Source organism: Paenibacillus sp. FSL R10-2748, assembly GCF_038005565.1.
In the GTDB taxonomy this organism is placed as follows: domain Bacteria; phylum Bacillota; class Bacilli; order Paenibacillales; family Paenibacillaceae; genus Paenibacillus; species Paenibacillus polymyxa_B.
In genome coordinates, this window is record NZ_JBBOTK010000002.1 from 399,221 (window position 1) to 416,561 (window position 17,341).

The 17,341-nt window shown below is 46.6% G+C and carries 21 protein-coding genes; 1 reads left to right on the forward strand and 20 read right to left on the reverse strand.

The features are described 5' to 3' along the window. Positions 1 to 49 precede the first annotated feature (49 nt). The 11 genes from panD to NSS66_RS08385 all read right to left on the reverse strand — a co-directional run bounded on the left by panD (position 50) and on the right by NSS66_RS08385 (position 9,237). A complete protein-coding gene (gene panD, locus NSS66_RS08335; protein ID WP_013371641.1) occupies positions 50 to 433 on the reverse strand; it encodes an aspartate 1-decarboxylase in 384 nt (127 codons plus the stop codon). Next, complete coding sequence (gene panC / locus NSS66_RS08340; RefSeq protein ID WP_023989138.1) at positions 426 to 1,364, reverse strand: pantoate--beta-alanine ligase; 939 nt, start codon at positions 1,362 to 1,364, stop codon at positions 426 to 428. The genes panD and panC overlap by 8 nt, the downstream gene beginning before the upstream one ends. Beyond that, a complete protein-coding gene (gene panB / locus NSS66_RS08345) occupies positions 1,361 to 2,260 on the reverse strand; it encodes a 3-methyl-2-oxobutanoate hydroxymethyltransferase (RefSeq protein WP_023989139.1) in 900 nt (299 codons plus the stop codon). The genes panC and panB overlap by 4 nt, the downstream gene beginning before the upstream one ends. 345 nt (positions 2,261 to 2,605) lie before the next feature. Next, positions 2,606 to 3,580, reverse strand: coding sequence for a biotin--[acetyl-CoA-carboxylase] ligase (locus tag NSS66_RS08350; protein ID WP_069079761.1), 975 nt, complete (start codon positions 3,578 to 3,580; stop codon positions 2,606 to 2,608). Further along, positions 3,573 to 4,895, reverse strand: coding sequence for a CCA tRNA nucleotidyltransferase (locus tag NSS66_RS08355; RefSeq protein WP_053325665.1), 1,323 nt, complete (start codon positions 4,893 to 4,895; stop codon positions 3,573 to 3,575). Before NSS66_RS08355 ends, NSS66_RS08350 begins: the two co-directional genes overlap by 8 nt. 55 nt (positions 4,896 to 4,950) lie before the next feature. Next, the gene (bshA, locus tag NSS66_RS08360) at positions 4,951 to 6,114 is read right to left on the reverse strand and encodes an N-acetyl-alpha-D-glucosaminyl L-malate synthase BshA (protein WP_023989143.1); all 1,164 of its coding nucleotides are present in this window, start codon (positions 6,112 to 6,114) and stop codon (positions 4,951 to 4,953) included. Between the two features lie 206 nt (positions 6,115 to 6,320). After that, complete coding sequence (gene bshB1 / locus NSS66_RS08365) at positions 6,321 to 7,013, reverse strand: bacillithiol biosynthesis deacetylase BshB1 (RefSeq protein WP_023989144.1); 693 nt, start codon at positions 7,011 to 7,013, stop codon at positions 6,321 to 6,323. Beyond that, positions 7,010 to 7,447: a methylglyoxal synthase gene (gene mgsA / locus NSS66_RS08370; RefSeq protein WP_023989145.1), complete on the reverse strand. Its 438-nt coding sequence runs from the start codon at positions 7,445 to 7,447 to the stop codon at positions 7,010 to 7,012. Before mgsA ends, bshB1 begins: the two co-directional genes overlap by 4 nt. A gap of 56 nt (positions 7,448 to 7,503) precedes the next feature. Next, complete coding sequence (gene dapB, locus NSS66_RS08375) at positions 7,504 to 8,307, reverse strand: 4-hydroxy-tetrahydrodipicolinate reductase (protein ID WP_076295289.1); 804 nt, start codon at positions 8,305 to 8,307, stop codon at positions 7,504 to 7,506. Positions 8,308 to 8,338: 31 nt separating this feature from the next. Further along, positions 8,339 to 8,857, reverse strand: coding sequence for a tetratricopeptide repeat protein (locus NSS66_RS08380; RefSeq protein WP_013310696.1), 519 nt, complete (start codon positions 8,855 to 8,857; stop codon positions 8,339 to 8,341). A gap of 50 nt (positions 8,858 to 8,907) precedes the next feature. Beyond that, the gene (locus NSS66_RS08385) at positions 8,908 to 9,237 is read right to left on the reverse strand and encodes a nucleotide pyrophosphohydrolase (protein WP_340958751.1); all 330 of its coding nucleotides are present in this window, start codon (positions 9,235 to 9,237) and stop codon (positions 8,908 to 8,910) included. 214 nt (positions 9,238 to 9,451) lie between these two features. On the opposite strand from NSS66_RS08385, the gene NSS66_RS08390 reads away from it, so the two are divergent. Further along, positions 9,452 to 10,321 (forward strand): YitT family protein, encoded by an 870-nt coding sequence (locus tag NSS66_RS08390; RefSeq protein WP_023989149.1) that lies wholly within the window; start codon positions 9,452 to 9,454, stop codon positions 10,319 to 10,321. 77 nt (positions 10,322 to 10,398) lie between these two features. On the opposite strand, the gene NSS66_RS08395 is transcribed toward NSS66_RS08390, so the two are convergent. The 9 genes from NSS66_RS08395 to NSS66_RS08435 form a co-directional block, all read right to left on the reverse strand. Further along, a complete protein-coding gene (locus tag NSS66_RS08395; RefSeq protein WP_023989150.1) occupies positions 10,399 to 11,244 on the reverse strand; it encodes a sporulation protein YpjB in 846 nt (281 codons plus the stop codon). Positions 11,245 to 11,324: 80 nt separating this feature from the next. Further along, complete coding sequence (locus NSS66_RS08400) at positions 11,325 to 12,221, reverse strand: GNAT family N-acetyltransferase (protein WP_340958753.1); 897 nt, start codon at positions 12,219 to 12,221, stop codon at positions 11,325 to 11,327. Between the two features lie 2 nt (positions 12,222 to 12,223). Then, on the reverse strand, positions 12,224 to 12,868 hold the full coding sequence (locus tag NSS66_RS08405; protein ID WP_340958754.1) for a DUF1405 domain-containing protein: 645 nt from the start codon (positions 12,866 to 12,868) through the stop codon (positions 12,224 to 12,226). A gap of 173 nt (positions 12,869 to 13,041) precedes the next feature. Then, positions 13,042 to 13,221 (reverse strand): IDEAL domain-containing protein, encoded by a 180-nt coding sequence (locus NSS66_RS08410; protein WP_013371655.1) that lies wholly within the window; start codon positions 13,219 to 13,221, stop codon positions 13,042 to 13,044. Between the two features lie 22 nt (positions 13,222 to 13,243). Then, the gene (locus tag NSS66_RS08415; protein ID WP_025723088.1) at positions 13,244 to 13,750 is read right to left on the reverse strand and encodes a gamma carbonic anhydrase family protein; all 507 of its coding nucleotides are present in this window, start codon (positions 13,748 to 13,750) and stop codon (positions 13,244 to 13,246) included. A 52-nt stretch (positions 13,751 to 13,802) separates the two neighbouring features. Next, entirely contained in the window at positions 13,803 to 14,912 is a 1,110-nt protein-coding gene (locus NSS66_RS08420; protein WP_053325667.1) for a hypothetical protein, read from the reverse strand. A 166-nt stretch (positions 14,913 to 15,078) separates the two neighbouring features. Then, positions 15,079 to 15,681 (reverse strand): histidine phosphatase family protein, encoded by a 603-nt coding sequence (locus NSS66_RS08425; protein ID WP_310166270.1) that lies wholly within the window; start codon positions 15,679 to 15,681, stop codon positions 15,079 to 15,081. Positions 15,682 to 15,749: 68 nt separating this feature from the next. Continuing rightward, positions 15,750 to 16,376: a hypothetical protein gene (locus NSS66_RS08430; protein WP_025723085.1), complete on the reverse strand. Its 627-nt coding sequence runs from the start codon at positions 16,374 to 16,376 to the stop codon at positions 15,750 to 15,752. Further along, the gene (locus NSS66_RS08435; protein ID WP_013310707.1) at positions 16,373 to 16,969 is read right to left on the reverse strand and encodes an RNA polymerase sigma factor; all 597 of its coding nucleotides are present in this window, start codon (positions 16,967 to 16,969) and stop codon (positions 16,373 to 16,375) included. Before NSS66_RS08435 ends, NSS66_RS08430 begins: the two co-directional genes overlap by 4 nt. Positions 16,970 to 17,341 lie beyond the last annotated feature (372 nt).

The following is a 17,341-nucleotide window of genomic DNA, read 5'->3' on the forward strand; positions in this document are numbered from 1 at the left end:
CACTCACATTTTTCGCTTAAAAGACGGGTTTCATCCGCACTCCCATTCATTACATGATCGTCGCGTGTACTTCTTTGTTCATCGTTTGGGCTGGTTTATTATGTTCATCAACAAATACCACTGTTGGTTTGTATGTTTTGGCCTCTTCATTCGACATGGAAGCATAGGAAATAATAATGACTGTATCACCAGGCTGCACCAAACGGGCTGCCGCACCGTTGAGACAGATCACTCCGCTCCCACGCGGTCCGGGGATAACATAGGTTTCCAGTCGAGCTCCATTGTTATTGTTTACAATTTGAACCTTTTCATTCTCCAACAGATCCGATGTCTCCATGAGATCTTCATCTATAGTGATACTCCCCACATAGTTCAGGTTAGCTTCCGTAACGGTAGCGCGGTGAATTTTGGATTTCATCATAGTTCTAAACATGGGAAAGCACCTCCGCCTTCTGTATTCTTATATTGTCAATCAGTCGGGTATTGCCAAATTTCACAGCCAGCGCTACGATGACGTCTTCCTGAACATCACATAGCCGTTGCTCGGGAAGAAGGGGCTCCAGACCGGGAAAAGTTAATATTTCAATGTAATCAATGTCTGCTAAAGGAGAGGAAGTAATGGTGGACTCCACCATTTGATGTAGCTGACGAATCGTAATTGTGTTTGTTACAATATCTTCGCTCACTTCTTGCACCTTACGCAGTGACTGGGACAGCACCAACGCCTGCTCGCGCTGTTCTGCACTTAAATACACATTACGGGAGCTGAGGGCCAAACCATCCGCCTCTCTAACGATGGGACAAGGTACGATAGTCACGTTCATATTGAGATCAGTCACCATCTGCTGGAGCACAGCAACCTGCTGCGCGTCCTTCATTCCAAAAAAGGCCAAATCAGGACCTATCATGTTAAAAAGCTTGGCTACCACCGTAGTCACACCATCAAAATGGCCGGGACGGGAGGCACCGCACAAGCGATCTGTCAAAGCGGATACACGAATTTTGGTTTGGGTTGGTTGTGGATACATTTCTGCTACAGTTGGCAAAAATACAATATCCACGCCCTCGCGCCGTGCTACCTCCAAATCACGAGCTTCATCGCGGGGGTAGCTTTCCAGATCTTCATTCGGTCCAAATTGAATCGGATTTACGAAAATGCTAAGCACCACCGTATCTGCCATTTCACGCGCCTTGTGCATCAAGCTCGCATGTCCTTCATGCAGGTATCCCATTGTTGGTACAAAGCCGACTTTATGTTGCTGTAAAGAAGCAGAATCGTTTATTGTTTTTGCTCCGTTTGTCCCAAGCTGCCGACGTTCAGCAATAATCTTGCGCAGCTGAGCCACTTCTCTTACGATGATCATGACCGAGATTCCACCTTTTCCTTAGCTTGTTCCTGTGTCTGTCCTTTTGCCTTACCGTATAGGGATTCCACAACGCGGTCATCCGCGCTGAACACATGCTCTGCGGCCGGAAATGCCCGCCCTTTCACATCACTCACATACTGCTCAATGCTGCTGCGGATCAAGCCGCCTACATCGGCATAGGTTTTAACAAAGCGTTTGCTGAAATAAGGCGATGCGTACTGAATCAGATCGTGATAAACAAGTACCTGACCGTCACATCCACGTCCAGCACCAATTCCAATGGTTGGAATGGAAAGCTCTTTAGAAATCGCTGTTGCCACTTCCTCAGTTACCAATTCCAGTACAACGCCAAAAGCACCCGCCTGCTCCAGCGCCTTGGCGTCCGCCATCAACCGGCGTGCGTCCGCTTCGTCCTTGCCTTGAATGCGATAGCCGCCAATTTGATTAACCGATTGCGGAGTAAGCCCGATATGTCCCAATACAGGCACACCTGCCTGAACAGTTGCTTTTACGACATCGGCAATTTCAGCTCCGCCCTCCAATTTAACAGCATGCACATGTCCTTCCTGCATCAGACGGCGGATGCCCTGAAGACTTTCTGATACGCTGCTGTGATATGTCATAAAAGGCATGTCCGCTACGATAAATGTATGTTCCGCGCCTCTTGCGACTGCCCGGGAATGGTACACGATATCATCCAAGGTTACAGGGATGGTTGAATCGTAACCAAGAACTACGTTACCCAGCGAGTCACCTACGAGAATCATGTCAATTCCCGCCTCCTCGGCTATTTTAGCCGATGGATAATCATAGGCGGTCAGCATACTGAGCGGAATGCCCTCTTGCTTCATTTTTTTCATTTTCACAATATTCAGTGCTTGTTTTCCTGCCATTGCGAATGGCTCCCTTCCATCTTTTTTTGGCACAAAAAATAACCTTTTATGAACGCCTGTACATCTGCGTCATCAAAAGGTCCGAACAGCCAAAAAAGACACTCATTTTGAGATCGTCCCTTCTGTCTCGGTCCTGTTCGGCTCAGAGCAGAATCCAACGTAACCTTCAAATGAAGTTATGATGGTCTTACAAACTTGCTAAAGTAGAGCATGTGCCCCTGGAGTGCAGCTCGGACCGTCCGATGCCGCCTCCTGCACAGTATAACAAAAAACATCAGCTTTTTCACGTGAAGTTTTGCACAGAGAATAGAACGATTTCGGTCGTTTTCATAGCTAAGGTCGCTTCTATAATTGTATATCCCCTGAAATGACCTGAATTCGCTCTCCCTGATCCGTTTCTATCACGAGTGCCCCGGAAGGGTCCAAGCCAACAGCTGTACCTTCTACAGTTATCCCTTGTCCGGTATGTGCCCGTACACTACGGTTCATAGTCACGGACAAAGCCTCCCACAGCATGGCTATAGGCTGGAACCCCTGCTCGGCATACAACTTACTTAGCTGTTCCATCTCTTCCAGCACTGAGGCAATCAGCACAGTACGGTCAATTTCACGCCCTGCTTCTATTTTCAATGACGTTCCCACCTGCGATAACTCTTCCGGGTAATCTTCTTTATTCAAATTTACGTCAATGCCGATCCCTGCAATACAATAGCGAACCCGTTGATCCTCTGTTGCAGATTCCAACAGAATACCGGATACTTTGCGACCATGAATCAGCAGATCGTTTGGCCATTTGATACCAGCCTCCACACCCGTCAGCCGACGAATGGCTCTACACACTGCTACACCTGTAAGTAGCGTTAGCTGGGGGGTAAAAGCCAAAGGCTGGGTAGGGCGCAACACAATGCTCAACCAGACTCCTTTGCCACGAGGTGAATACCACTTCCGCCCCTGACGTCCCCGACCTGCCGTTTGTTCCTCTGCAAGCACTACTGTCCCCTCTGGCGCGCCCTCTTCTGCCAAACGCATGGCATCCTGCTGAGTGGATACCGTCGAATCCAGTACAACGATACGCTGGCCAAACGATTGGGTATTTAATATATCGGCCAATTTGGAGACTTCTAGCCGATCCGGTCGGGATATCAACCGATAGCCCCGACGCGAGGAGGCATCAATATTGTAGCCCAACTCACGCAGTTTGTTGATCTGCTTCCATACTGCTGTTCGGCTAACCGAGAGCCGTCGGCTGATTTCCTCCCCTGATACGTAATCGGATGTACCTTCCTCCAGTATGCCTAACAATCTTTCATGATTATTCACTACTCATCACCCGTTTCGCTTCCTGAAGCAATGTTTCTGTTTCATTCGGAATATCTCCACAGGCAACAGCTTGTAAAAGCTGTTCCATCATCTGACCCAGCCAAGGTCCGCCTGGTCGATTCATCTCCTGAACCAGTTCATTTCCTGTAATATTTAAATCTTTGATACGAACGACTACAGCCTGCTTTGTCCACAAGCTTGCCAGTTCGGCTGTTTTCGCCACATGCTTTTCTACCCATGGCGGTAATCCGCGGAATGAAGCAGGCAGTGTATTGTAAAGATCAAGCCAGTCTGAAGCTGTATCCTTTCCCAGTCTAATTAGCAGTCGAATCCAGCTACGACGCAGTGCCTCATCGTTGATAATGTCAGACTCCTCCGTAACGGAGTCGCCAGCTATGACACTAGTACTGTAGATTAATTCGGTCTCCCATTCCAGCAAATGAACCAGCCGAAGTCGTACCGCGTTGGAGAAGGTCCAAGCTCTTAGTAGCTCGTCAGCTACCTCTGAGGTAAGTCTACAAGACATTAAGAGCAGGCCCCACCGCAGTTCTTCTTGCAGTTGAACGATCCCCTTGAGCGCTTGTGCTTCACATTGCTCCCAGGGAACCGGAACCTTCGTACAGCCGAGCAATCCGCTACGCCCCAGCATCTCCAACCCACGTAAAGGGTCAGGGCCCGCCAGCATCTTTTCCAGCTCGACCCGCACACGTTCCATGGCTATGTAACGAAGTCCCTCTCTGCGCCGAATCATACCTTTCCAGGTGTTGAATGCAACGCGGAACCGAAATACAGAGGCAAAACGGATGCAACGCAGCATCCGCAACCCGTCCTCCTCAAAGCGTTCCTCGGCTCGGCCTACACAACGAACGAGAGCAGCTCGTAAATCGGCTTCTCCCCCAAACGGGTCCACCCGCTCTCCGTGTTCTGCCATCGCAATCGCATTCATAGTAAAATCCCGTCGCATCAGATCCTCACGGATATCCTTCACGAAGGCAACTTCCGTTGGACGGCGGTGATCGGCATAACCGCTTTCCGTACGAAAAGTGGTCACCTCGAACGCATGACCACCCTGCATGACCGTAACCGTCCCATGCTGAATCCCTGTCGGAATGACGTGAGGGAATAGCGCTATGACCTGTTCAGGCTCAGCCGAAGTGGTCAAATCCATATCATGAATAGCTCGTCCTAATAGCTCATCCCGCACACAACCACCGACCCAGTAAGCTTCGTGTCCTGCTGCTGTTAGTGTATGTATGACCTCTCTACCATGAAGAGCCATCTCTTGGTCAGCATATTGCCAAGTATTTGTATTCACAGGGTTTCCCCCTTTGCAAGTATTCAATATAAAAAACGGACGCGAGTCCGCCCCCTTAAACGCTGATCGGTTTAAGATCCGGCACCTCGCGTCCCAACACACGGTAATATATTTCTTCATATTGACGGGTAATCAGCTTATCACAGAAAACGGTACGGGCGCGTGTCAGACACGCTTCACGGAAACGTTCCGCCATCGCTTCATCGGACAACAGCTCTACTGCATAATCAGCCATTGCCTCCGTATTACCGATTTCAGCAAGATACCCTGTAGTTCCATGCACAACGAGTTCAGGTACTCCCCCTGCCTGAGAACCGATTGTCGGCACTCCACAGGCCATTGCTTCCAGCGCAACCAGACCAAAACTTTCTTTTTCCGAGGGAAGCAGCAGTACATCCGCCATAGAAATCACTTCTGCGATCTGATCCTGCTTACCTAAAAAGAAGACCTTATCTTGCAGACCTAAAGTCTCGATTTTGCAACGGATTTTTGGAAGATCCGGTCCTTCCCCCACCAACAGAAGCTTCGCAGGTACTTTACGTTGCACTCTTTCAAATATATCCAACACATCTCCCACCCTTTTGACAGGACGGAAATTGGAAATATGCATCATTATTTTTTCATGCGGTTGGGCAAAATCACTTCTAAGCGCAGCGGCATCTCGTGGATAATATACCCGTTTATCTACAAAATTGTAGGTTAAATCAATAGGCCGTGTAATTTCCAACGCATCTATCGTCTCCCGAATCAAATCCTTGGAAACCGCTGTCACAGCGTCACTTTTGTTAATAGCCAGCCGAATCAGGTCCTTCAACGACTCATCCTGTGCCAACACGGTAATGTCCGTACCATGCAAGGTGGTTACCACCTTCAGATGATCACCCACCATTTCCTTCGCCAAGTAAGCGCATACTGCATGTGGTACCGCATAATGAACATGGAGTACGTCCAAATTCTTCATTTGTGCGACTTGGGCCATTTTGGTCGCCAGTGACAAATCATATGGCGGATATCTAAACACGTAATAATCGTTAACTTCAACCTCATGATAAAAAATATTTTTTTGAAACGCCCCGCCTAATCTGAACGGAATGCTATTGGCAATAAAATGAACCTCGTGCCCTTTTTCTGCCAGCAACTTACCCAACTCAGTAGCCACTACGCCGGAGCCACCCAGCGACGGGTAACAGGTAATTCCAATTTTCAGTTTGTCATTCAAGCTAAGCTGCCTCCTTCCGCCCATCAGTGATAACTTTTCTGCCGATTTATTTTAACATTCTGCAAAATGCTCAAGTATAGAATTCTTATGTCAGGATTTTGCAAAATTCGATTCCAATCGCTCCGAAGTACAAGATATAGACAAACTAAACCATTTCGATCTATATCTTATCATTGGAAGTCGCTTATTGGTTTTTTGCAAAATCCTTATGTGAATAGCTTAACCAGATATGGCGTTTTGGACGCAAAGCCTTCTGCATACGAAATCAGTTTGCGCTGACCCAACAACGAATCACGAGCTTTTACGCGTTCTACATATCCCTGATTTAATGGTGTGGATACTGTATCCTTTCCAGGCGTTGCCTGAAATTGCGAAGCATAACTCAACAACGACTGTTCCTTGGCTTCATAATGCTCGGTAATATCCACAATCAAATCCGTTCTGCCAATATCATTAATAAAATAAAAATATAATTGCTCTACCTGTACCGCAGGATTTTCTGGCATAAAACGTCGCAACTTGGCGTTAAATACCGCTTCCTCCACCAACTTGCTGCACATGACATGGTCTGGATGCCGATCCTCCCAATAAGGAGCGAATACAACTTTAGGTGCATGGCGTCGAATTTCTGCTGTAACTGCAGCTACATGTTCAGGAGTCACATTTAATCCACGATCAGGCAGACCCAAATTCGTACGCACAGCAAGCCCGAGCACTTTCGAAGCATGTTCAGCTTCTGACATACGAGTATCCACATCACCATTGGATGACATTTCAGCCCGCGTCAAATCGCACACGCCCACCTTTAAACCAGCGGCTGTATGCTTGGCAATCGTGCCACCCATTCCTATTTCTGCATCGTCGGCATGGGCTCCGAAAATCAGGATGTCCAGCGTCATTTTACATCACCCTGCTGGTCAATGCCCGGTTTATATTTATGTACCAGCTCACGCCAAGCAAAATCGCCACGGTCTAGTGCTTTGACCAGTATTTCAGCAGTTGCAACGTTAGTTGCCAAAGGGATCCCCTGCACGTCACACAAACGTAACAAGGCGCTAATGTCCGGCTCATGCGGTTGTGCCATGAGCGGATCACGCAAGAATATAATCAAGTCCATGTCATTTTGCGCAACCATAGCCCCGATTTGCTGATCTCCTCCAAGCGGCCCGGACATGAAACGATGAATTTGAAGCTTGGTTTGCTCCATAATGCGCAGACCTGTTGTACCTGTTGAAAATAACTGGTGATCTGTAAAAACATGCTCATAGGCCGTTATGAAATTTACCATTTCATCCTTTTTTCGGTCATGCGCTATAAATGCAATCTTTAACATTCAAAGTTCCTCCTGCCTCATTCTATAATTTCATTCGTCAAATCATTCGCGTATTCTTAATCGATGTAATGCTCAAATCCATATACAAGCCCTGGCTGCTCCATGACTTTCTGAATACCGATTTTAACACCCGGCATATAGCCCGCCCGTTCATAAGAATCCTGACGAATTTTCAGAGATTGTCCAAACCCTCCGAATATAACTTCTTGCTGTGCGAACACACCGGGAAGACGGACACTGTGAACACGGAACCCTTGATAGTAACCCCCCCGTGATCCTTCTAACGTTTCTTCCTCTTCCGGGTTACCCTGTCGTAACTCTTCACGCTGTTCGGCGATCAGTTCTGCGGTCTTAATGGCTGTGCCCGATGGCGCGTCCAATTTTTGGTCACCATGATATTCGATGATTTCCAGATGTGGGAAGTATTTCGCTGCCTGAGCCGCAAACCGCATCATCAAAATGACTCCAATCGAAAAGTTTGGCGCGATCAGACCGCCAATCTGCTGCTCACGACACTGCTTGTCCAGTTCATCAATCTGTTCGGGGGTAAACCCTGTCGTTCCGATAACCGGACGGACTCCATGCTTGATAGCAAGCGCTGTATGTGCGTACGCAAAACGCGGCCCCGTAAAATCGACCATGACATCCGCACGACTATCCAGTAATGCCTGCTCCACATCCTCCACAATAGCGATACCCGCTTCCGGTAGTCCGACGAGAAGGCCGGCATCACTGCCGGCATGTGTTCTGTTCACTGCGGCCACAAGCTGTAGTTCCTCATCCTGAAGAACCAATTTGATAACTTCACGGCCCATACGCCCTGCTGCTCCTACAACAGCCACTTTTATTGGTTCTGACATATCCCTACAACTCCTTATGCATCCATTTGTGTTAGATCTGTTCATTCATCTGCTGGCATAACTTCTTCATGAGGTTGGCAAGCTGCACATTGTGAGGAAACAGTGCAGCCGCCTCACGAGCAGCCTGCACAGCCAGCTTATACTCATTCAATTCGTCATAAATCAATGCGAGCAGCAAAAAAGCATCCCCACATAACGGATCGAGGGCTATTGCTCGTTCCAGTAGTAAAATCGCATCCTGACGCACCTGTGGCGTAGCTCTGTCGACATCCAGCATTTTTCTGGCCTTCTCCGTATGCTGCCTGGCTTCCTGTGCATGCAGATGGAGAACATATTCATCCTGCTGTGGAGCGAGACGAACCGCATGCTCTGCATATGCAAGAGCCTGCTCCAAACGACCACTGCGAGCATAGGTAACCGAGCACCGGAAATAATGCTCCGCATGATCAGGCTGGGCTGAAATTGCTTTTTCAAACCATTCCACGGCCTGCTCAAAATCGTTCTGCAAAATGCACTGATAAGCTTTCTGAACGTATTCCTCCGCCTTCATGACACTGCACCTCCGGGTAACCGGTTTGGTACAGCATATGTACAAAACGCCTAATCGGTGTCCTTTTTAGTCCAACGATTCGCGTCACGCGTGTTAAATTTTTGCATGACCTTATCATGAGCCTCGGTCAAATTTATACCTAGTGAGTTCGCAAAGCAAACTGTGATGAACAAAATGTCCCCCAGCTCCAGCTCAATGGAATTGTCCGCCTCATCCGTTTTTTTTGGTTTCTCGCCAAAGGAGTGGTTAACCTCCCTCGCCAGTTCCCCGACTTCCTCAGACATCCGGGCCAACATCGCCAAAGGGCTAAAATACCCTTCCTTAAATTGAGATATATACTGGTCTACCTCACGTTGAATTTCATCTAATGATTTTTTCATGAAACACGCAATCCCCCCATGTGCAGGTTTATTCATATGTTATCGTAAAGCACATTTTAAAACAAATTTTTTTTAATTGTGTACTTATGATCCCAACTTACAGTCATCAGTCTTTTAAAGCTACCGTAAAAAGGTATACTACATATAAGGAGCTGCGATTTAGCAAAATCAGCATGAAGTCGTTCTTCCTTAAACTGCTACTGCGAGGGATTATATGAAGATATCCAAGTCCATGGAACAGCTTAAAATGATTTTATCCATTGTGCTCGGGACCGCCATTTATGCATTCGGTCTGCTTTATTTTATTATACCCAGTAAACTGATGGAAGGAGGTATTACAGGGATCACCCTGCTGCTTAATTATGCTTTTTCGATTTCACCCTCTCTCTCCACATTACTTCTGAACATTCCTTTATTTTTAATTGGTTGGAAAATGCTTGGGGGCAAGCAAATTCTATATACAGGGGTAGGTATCGGGTCGCTCACTTTTTTTCTGTGGTTATTTGAAAAAATGATTCATTTCGGATGGATGGGAACGTTTCAGACTGAACACGATTTTATACTTTCTTCATTATATGCAGGGGTTACGCTTGGGGCCGGGTTAGGTATTGTGTTCCGCTTTGGCGGCACCACGGGCGGCTCGGATATTATCGCTCGTATTCTAAACCGGAAGTTTGGCTGGAGTATGGGAAGGATTCTGCTGGTCATTGATATTGTCATTATCGGTGCTTCACTACTTTACATACCAAAAGAAAAAATTCTATATACATTAGTCGCCGTGTTCATCGCGTCCAAGATTATTGATTTTATACAAGAAGGGGCCTATTCCGCCAGAGCCTTTATGATTATCAGCGACCACACGATGGACATTGCGGATATTATTATTAGGGACATGGATCGCGGAGTTACTATTATTCCGGCTGTAGGTGCATTTTCCAAGCAGGCCAAGCATGTTGCCTATTGTGTCGTGCCTCGTCAGGAAATACGACGTTTGCACCAAATTGTTAAATCGGTTGATCCACGGGCGTTTATTATCATACAGGATGTGCATGATGTACATGGAGAGGGGTTCAAAGAGGAATAGCCCGGAAATCCGGGCGATGGGCTAACCTATATGGATGGCTCAGCAGCCAACGACGCGAATGTTTGAATTTTGCATCGTTATCCAGAGAGACCAGCTCGATATTTACGATAACCTGCATAGACCAGCGCCAGCAGAACAATCATGCCGATTGCCAATTCTGCCCGGCGCTCACTTTCACGCGGGATAAATGGCGCCAGGGCAGTGGCGTCTTTTTCACGTCCAAACAAGGCATTAAACGTCGGATTCCCCTGATCCAACGCCCCTCTAATCGCTGAGGCATCTGCATTTTGCTGATCCCCCAAACCTTTGACGTAGGAAATCCATGAATCAGCCCGGACAACTTCACTTGTTCTGCCATGAATCAATGCTGCTGTACGGATCGTCTCATAGTGGTCCTCCAGCACTGCGGCTCCAGCTTTGAAACCCTTCATGTTACCTTTAGCAAACTGGCTGTTCAAGCCACTAACATCTTCTTTTAAAATCTTATAATACTGCTGCCATAAAGGCTGACGCGGATGTGCAAGCGCATCGGTCGCAAGTCGTAAATTGGCCGCAGCCTTCACCCACTCATCCGGTGATGCTTGGACGGACTGAGTAGCTTGCTGCACCTCAAGGATGCTGCCGGACAAAGCATGAATGGCCTCTACAGATAACGCTGCCTGCACCTGTCCGGTGCCAAACCATCGACTCACCTCGGCTACATCCGCGCGCGCTTTTTCAATGTTCCCGTCCATGACATCCCGGTACAGTATCGCAGCTGCATGATCTAGTTCCTCAATTTCTTTTGTATTTCCTATGGGTTTTGACTGATCACGCGCTTCTGCCACACCTGGAGGGACGCAGACAGACAGCAGTAGGACCATAGATAAAACAACACTCGAAACAATACGTATCATAATTTGAAACGCCTGACCCCTAAACATGGGACATCCCTCCTCACCTTACTGTATGGCAAGGTTACCGGGACTAGAACTTGCTTTAGGACGAATCGTTTGAAGCCGGATTATGCCCGGGACAAAATAGGAAACATTCGTTGGTTTTCTTTACATGTGTTTTGATCTTTAGTTTTATAAAATAGCGTCGTATCTTCCTGTTTCAACAGAGAAATATTGCAGCCTTCCTGTTCTCTTGGTGTAAAGCCAAAAACAACCTTCTTCGTTTCTTGTTTCGTTACCGCTGACAGTATGATATCCATAGGAATTTCGCCCGTTCCATAAATATCGTAACAATTCATCGTATCCCCTTCAAAATCTGCAACCACAATCGTATCGTATTGAGGTATATACCAAAATTTATCTTTAAAAAACGAGATGGCATAGAATAAGACCAGCCATTCACTACTTTTCGCAGCAAAAAGTGAATACGGATTTAATCTAGCACTTTTATTTTTGAGTAAATTTAAATCCGACTGCTCTTCCATGTTCAATTTCTCAACTTTAATGTCTACGTTGTTTGCGGTTACTTTCCGGTTTAATTGATATTCTTGTACCGAAACAAACCCGAATTTAGGGTAAAAATTCTTCACACTATCATTTGCGAACAAATACATAGCATCACAGTTGCCCTGCCAATCTTCTAATACACGTTCTATTAAAAACCGGATCAACCCTTGATTTCTATAGTTGGTATCCGTCATTACAGTTCCGATTTGGATATACTTTCTTATTTCACCCCACAAACAAAAATCCATCAGACTTATAGATACATTAGCCACAACAGCCTCCCCATCTAAAAGTACGTAAGGGATATATTTATCATTCCAAAAGCCCAATTGATACCAAGCCTCAAAATCAAAACCAAAGCTTTGTTTGGCTAATTGATTAAAGCTCTTTCTTATTTTAAGATCATCACGGATTCCTTTTTTAAATATATATTTTTTTTGGCTTATAACAATATTCATCTCTATTTCTCCACTTCTACTCCCATTCGATTGCGCCCAAACATGGCAAGCCATGTCGCTATGATACTGACAAGGGTCAGCATATAGGTAAAAGCGCGCACTTGCGGTACATCATCCGTTAGCGTCTTCGGAAGATACGGATATATGCCAAATGTATAATCCATCGTATCATTTAACAATGTCCAGAGTGCAGCTAGGCATAAAGCAGTCCATTTGCAGGTGAAAAAACGCACGAACAGTAACACTTCGACCGCCATTGCCGTGTGAGATGCCACCAGCATCCAATCCTGCCATATCATGTGTCCCTCCTGCGCGACTCCCCAAAAAATAATAGCCGAAGCCCAGATGCCATATTTTACACTCGTGACAACAGCCAACGCCTCCATGATCTGGCGAATGACCTTTAAGCTCTTGAGATGCGGAGAATAGAGCAAAAATGCTATAGAGATCGTAAAAAACAGACTCGCCGTCGGACTATCAGGCACAAATACAATCTGCCACAACGGGTGATAATTTAGTGTATATTCCAACTGCCCCCCATACCATATGTACCCATACACTGTTCCCACAAAATTACACCAGAACAGCAGCCACAAAAAAGGCCGGCTCGTCAAGAACGACCGGCTCCACAAATAAGATAACGACACGTCCTTCATCCTCCGTTCATACGACAGTTACCTTGTACAGGCTCCATCCTACAAAGACTATATCATATCCAAGCGTATCAAAAAAACCTGACCGCCGCTACAGTCAGGTTTGATGATTATAATCTCGAACTAACGATTTGTCTGAAATCCAACTTAGGGTTCCTAAAATTGTTCTAACTCATTGCTTTCAGCTCATCCGTAAGATGACGAAAAGCTACTTCATCTCCGGAGGCTAGCGCCTCATCAATATCCTTGTAGAGTTTTTCACTCCGGTGTTTACGTAATGCCTCGTCCAAAACCATCTCAGCAGACAGGCCCAACATTACTTCATAAGTAACCTTCATTTTATCCATAGGATGCACCTCCAACATGAGTTTAAGAGATCCTATATTCTTTTCCTTTCGCCACATAGCTGAGTGCCGTTCGTGACATCCGCTGCAAATCTGCATCTGTCAATTCGCGCACCACTTTGGCAGGTGTACCGAGAGAAAGAGTATAGGGTGGTATTTTGGTATTTTCCGTAACGACCGACCCTGCTCCTATTAAAGCATATTCACCAAGCTCCGCTCCGTTGAGTACAATGGCCCCCATACCGATTAAAGTGCCTTTGCCTACCGTACAACCGTGGATTATTGCAGCATGACCTACCGAAATGTCATCCGCCAGCAACAGGGGCTGATCCGTGTTCACATGTCCCACGACACCGTCCTGAATATTGCAGCGTTCACCGATGATGATAGGCGCCATATCTCCGCGCAGTACGGCATTAAACCATACAGAGGAATCTTGACCGATCGTTACTTTTCCGACAATTTTTGCTCCTTCTGCCACATAGACAGATGAATGGAGCTGTGGCATGTTTCCGTTATAGTGAATCAGCATCAACTTCACCCTCTCATTTTGGGTGAAATTCTATCAACATGTGTGCTGCTTGTCAATGGAGCCGTATACCCGAGTCGTTCCGCCCAATGCGGCACTCTCCCGCCAACTTCAGCCCCCAGGCCGTCATCTGTACAGATGGTCCTGTCGAATGTTCACCCTGACGAAGCATACCCAAGTGAAGCATCATTCGTATAATCCTCTGATCAAAGACCGAACGGGGCGTATCATAGTAAAACGGTCGAATCAGTGGGCCGATATGTACAAAAAGCGACTCTGAGGACGTCCAAGGCCTGGCACATTCTCCAATCCAGTAGACTAGAGAGAGCAAATTAGGAACGGCTCCTTTATACAATCTTAACCAAAACCTGAATAGCTGTATCATTTCCTGCTCAATTGTATGCTCCTGATGCGCTTCTCCCTTTGCCGTCAGCACAACTTGGTCCCCTTTCTCCTCAATGTACTTGGAGTGACGGGCATAATCATACAGTAGTGCCATTCGGTCTGGATAAAACTTAAAAGAGGAGCCATACCCGAAACGCCATCCTCCCTTACCCAAAAGCGGCTCCGCAATGTGCAAATGCTCCATCAGCTGCTGCTGATTGCGACGATACCAAGCTCCCTCGGGATTTAGCGGAACCTCATGCTGCCCCATGTATTGAAGGAAAAGCCGTAAATCCTCTGCCAGCAGATGCCCTTCATCCCGGTACGACGACGGTTCGCTCACCCGTGTCATTCCGCTTTGGAAGTCATGTACCATAACACGTCGAAAGCGCTCCTTCATATCCAACGGAATTTGGAACAAATACCTCGTATTGTGCGTCGAACCATTGAACAACCAGCCACTAGAACGCAGACGGGTCACAATATCCCTTGGCCGCTCACCAGGACTTTCGTCCTCCTCAACAGACTGTTTGGCTATTGCAACCAATTCCTCCATGCTGAAATACGGTCGGTCATCGAACAGCAGCGCGTTCAAAAACCTTACCTCTGACAACCTCAGCTCCTTGACCTGCGTCTCAAAAAAACTACTGCTGCCGAGCTTCGTCAAAATCCCCTGGATCAACTCATGCTTGGAATTAGGTTTACAGTCACAATCGTAATACACCGCGATTCTGTTCAAATGCACAATATCCGCAAATGTCAGCATATCCGCCAGATTCATTGTTCCATCGCCTCGTCACTGGACTGTCATCCGGAATTGATTCTTACCTGTTGTACCCACAGCTTTGACGGATTGTTCAGACTCTAAACCTCTTTTTTTGCAAAGCTATAATTAAAAAATAAAAAAGACCACGACTCCTACAATGAGTAGAAGCCATGGTCTTTTACTAACTTTTTGAGTTACAGTCACTTTTCTCTTGCAAATGCTTCGTGCAGTTATACAAAAGTGGTGCCCAATCCATATCCTCACGCTGGAGTACACTAAGTGACAAATTGCCGATTCGTTCCGTGAATTTTTCCTGATACAGAGCCTTATACAAATTAGCCAAAAAACCGCCGTGGGAAACGACCAGCAGATTCTTGTCCCGATTTCCCGTCCAAATGGACTCCATAAAAGCTAGCCCACGAAGCTGAAGATCCGCATCGCTTTCCTGCCCTAGATCCAGCAGATGCCAGTCGACTCCCCACTTCTCTTCACGCTCGGCCTGTGTCATGCCCTCGACCTGACCATAAGCACGTTCTCTTAGTCGATCATCAGGCTCTAACAACGGGAGATGCAGAGCAGAAGCAATAATCTCCCCAGTCTCTTTCGCTCTGGAGAGACTACTTGTAATAAGCCCGTCCCAATGATAAGGCTCTTCCTTTAATCGTTCTGCTAGCAGGCGTGCCTGTCTGCGCCCTTCCTCATTCAACGGAATATCACTGTGGCCCTGGATTTTCCCTACCGCATTCCAATCCGTCAATCCATGTCTGATCAAGCCAATAAGCATCGTGTCGTTTCCTCCGCTGTTTTGTTATTCAGTCATTATTATGAATTCATATTGGACCAGCTGTCCTGCTAATTTCTGACCCTTCTCGCCCGATGGATCCAGCCCAGAGAAAATAAAGCAAGCGCAAGTGCCAATACAGACAACAGCATCCAGTATTGCGGATAAGTAGGAACAATGCTAGCAACCAGCGGGTCCATAATGCCACTATTCACATCTTTAATGTGGTATTGATATTGTGGAGATGTACTTGTAGTTTCCAACAGGCCTGTCGGTAAAATACCAGTGTCCATGACAGGAGCTGCTTGAGGGGGATTTTCCTGAGAGGAGCTTCCATTCCAGTTCAAAAACAAAAAGCTGCATAAAAATACGGCCAAGAAGCCGGCGATCCATACAGACATATACTTACGGGCTGCTGGGTTCACACGCGCACGTCGATGCTCGCCCGGAACAAGCCACGGTGATTCTTCATAAATTCGATCCATGACCCTGCGATTCATTGCCTCTAGCTTATCATCTGTTATTTCAAAGGAAATATCACGAATGGCGGATCGATTTTCTTTTGACAAATCCCACTCTTTTTCTTCCGAACCATGCTCCCACCCAGCAGACGAGCTTTTGGCCCGTCTGCGCTCCGAGTCTTGTTTCGATACATTTTTGCCTGTAGCGAACAAATCCTCAGTGTCCCTGGATTTCATTGGCTGCTCATCCCTTCGTTTTCCTCATAGAGAGGCTCAAAAAAATAAGGCTCCAACTGCGTCTTCACACTGGTTCTTGCCCGGAAAAGCAATGACTTCACCGCACTGACCGTCTGTCCTAAAATAGTCGCAATCTCCTGATAATCTAATTGCTCATATTCACGCAAAATCAGCGCAGATCGCTGCTTCTCAGGCAATCTATTGATCGCTTCACGAACCATCTCTACCTTCTCACCGCGAAGGACGGCCTGCTCCGGAATTACATCCGATGGAGCTACCGGTACATAACCGCTCTCCTCCAATGGAACCTGACCGCTACGGTGCTTGCGAAGCTCACTTAGCACCGTATTGCGTGCAATTGTATATAACCAAGTGGAGAACGATGCGTCTACCTCACGAAAAGAGTGCAGGCTCCGATACGCTTTATAAAACGTCTCTGAGCATAAGTCCTCAGCAATCATTTCCAGGTTCGAACTTTTCAGCATATGATAAACAAAAGCTAAAATTTTACGTTGGTGCCGCCTCATTAATTCTGAATAAACCTCAACATTACCTTGTTTGATTTCCTGAATCATCTGGGAATCTGTCATCATCCGAGTGAGACCCTCCTCGCCCATACATGTGCTGTTTTCCCGTTCGATTCTGTCTATATATACCGAACAGGTCAAAAAAAGTTGCGCCCTCTGCGCAAATGGATGAAACAGCATCATGGAACATTTGTTATTTTCTTACCCTATGTAGTGCCAACATTAACGGTGCTATCCCCAACAATATTCAACATCCAAAATGGACTTACCCATTGTACCACAAAATGACCGCCAGTAAAAAAGTCCAAAATCCCCACGATTTCCATCAATGCCTCCCTAACGCTGGCAACTAATTCATTTATACAGCTTTTCAATGGATTTTAAATTTTTTCAAGATTAAATGACTAACCGATTGAAAGTGTTCTATTCAAATGCACC

Bases quoted from the DNA above. Each gene is read 5' to 3' on its own strand.
- NSS66_RS08395 (WP_023989150.1), bottom strand. From the start codon at position 11,244: ATGTTTAGGGGTCAGGCGTTTCAAATTATGATACGTATTGTTTCGAGT.
- NSS66_RS08415 (WP_025723088.1), bottom strand. From the start codon at position 13,750: ATGCTGATTCACTATAACGGAAACATGCCACAGCTCCATTCATCTGTC.
- panD (WP_013371641.1), bottom strand. From the start codon at position 433: ATGTTTAGAACTATGATGAAATCCAAAATTCACCGCGCTACCGTTACG.
- mgsA (WP_023989145.1), bottom strand. From the start codon at position 7,447: ATGTTAAAGATTGCATTTATAGCGCATGACCGAAAAAAGGATGAAATG.
- NSS66_RS08400 (WP_340958753.1), bottom strand. From the start codon at position 12,221: ATGAATATTGTTATAAGCCAAAAAAAATATATATTTAAAAAAGGAATC.
- NSS66_RS08385 (WP_340958751.1), bottom strand. From the start codon at position 9,237: ATGAAAAAATCATTAGATGAAATTCAACGTGAGGTAGACCAGTATATA.
- NSS66_RS08435 (WP_013310707.1), bottom strand. From the start codon at position 16,969: ATGATGACAGATTCCCAGATGATTCAGGAAATCAAACAAGGTAATGTT.
- NSS66_RS08425 (WP_310166270.1), bottom strand. From the start codon at position 15,681: ATGCTTATTGGCTTGATCAGACATGGATTGACGGATTGGAATGCGGTA.
- NSS66_RS08420 (WP_053325667.1), bottom strand. From the start codon at position 14,912: ATGAATCTGGCGGATATGCTGACATTTGCGGATATTGTGCATTTGAAC.
- NSS66_RS08380 (WP_013310696.1), bottom strand. From the start codon at position 8,857: ATGAAGGCGGAGGAATACGTTCAGAAAGCTTATCAGTGCATTTTGCAG.
- bshB1 (WP_023989144.1), bottom strand. From the start codon at position 7,013: ATGACGCTGGACATCCTGATTTTCGGAGCCCATGCCGACGATGCAGAA.
- NSS66_RS08430 (WP_025723085.1), bottom strand. From the start codon at position 16,376: ATGAAATCCAGGGACACTGAGGATTTGTTCGCTACAGGCAAAAATGTA.
- dapB (WP_076295289.1), bottom strand. From the start codon at position 8,307: ATGTCAGAACCAATAAAAGTGGCTGTTGTAGGAGCAGCAGGGCGTATG.
- NSS66_RS08390 (WP_023989149.1), top strand. From the start codon at position 9,452: ATGAAGATATCCAAGTCCATGGAACAGCTTAAAATGATTTTATCCATT.
- panC (WP_023989138.1), bottom strand. From the start codon at position 1,364: ATGATCATCGTAAGAGAAGTGGCTCAGCTGCGCAAGATTATTGCTGAA.
- NSS66_RS08410 (WP_013371655.1), bottom strand. From the start codon at position 13,221: ATGGATAAAATGAAGGTTACTTATGAAGTAATGTTGGGCCTGTCTGCT.
- panB (WP_023989139.1), bottom strand. From the start codon at position 2,260: ATGGCAGGAAAACAAGCACTGAATATTGTGAAAATGAAAAAAATGAAG.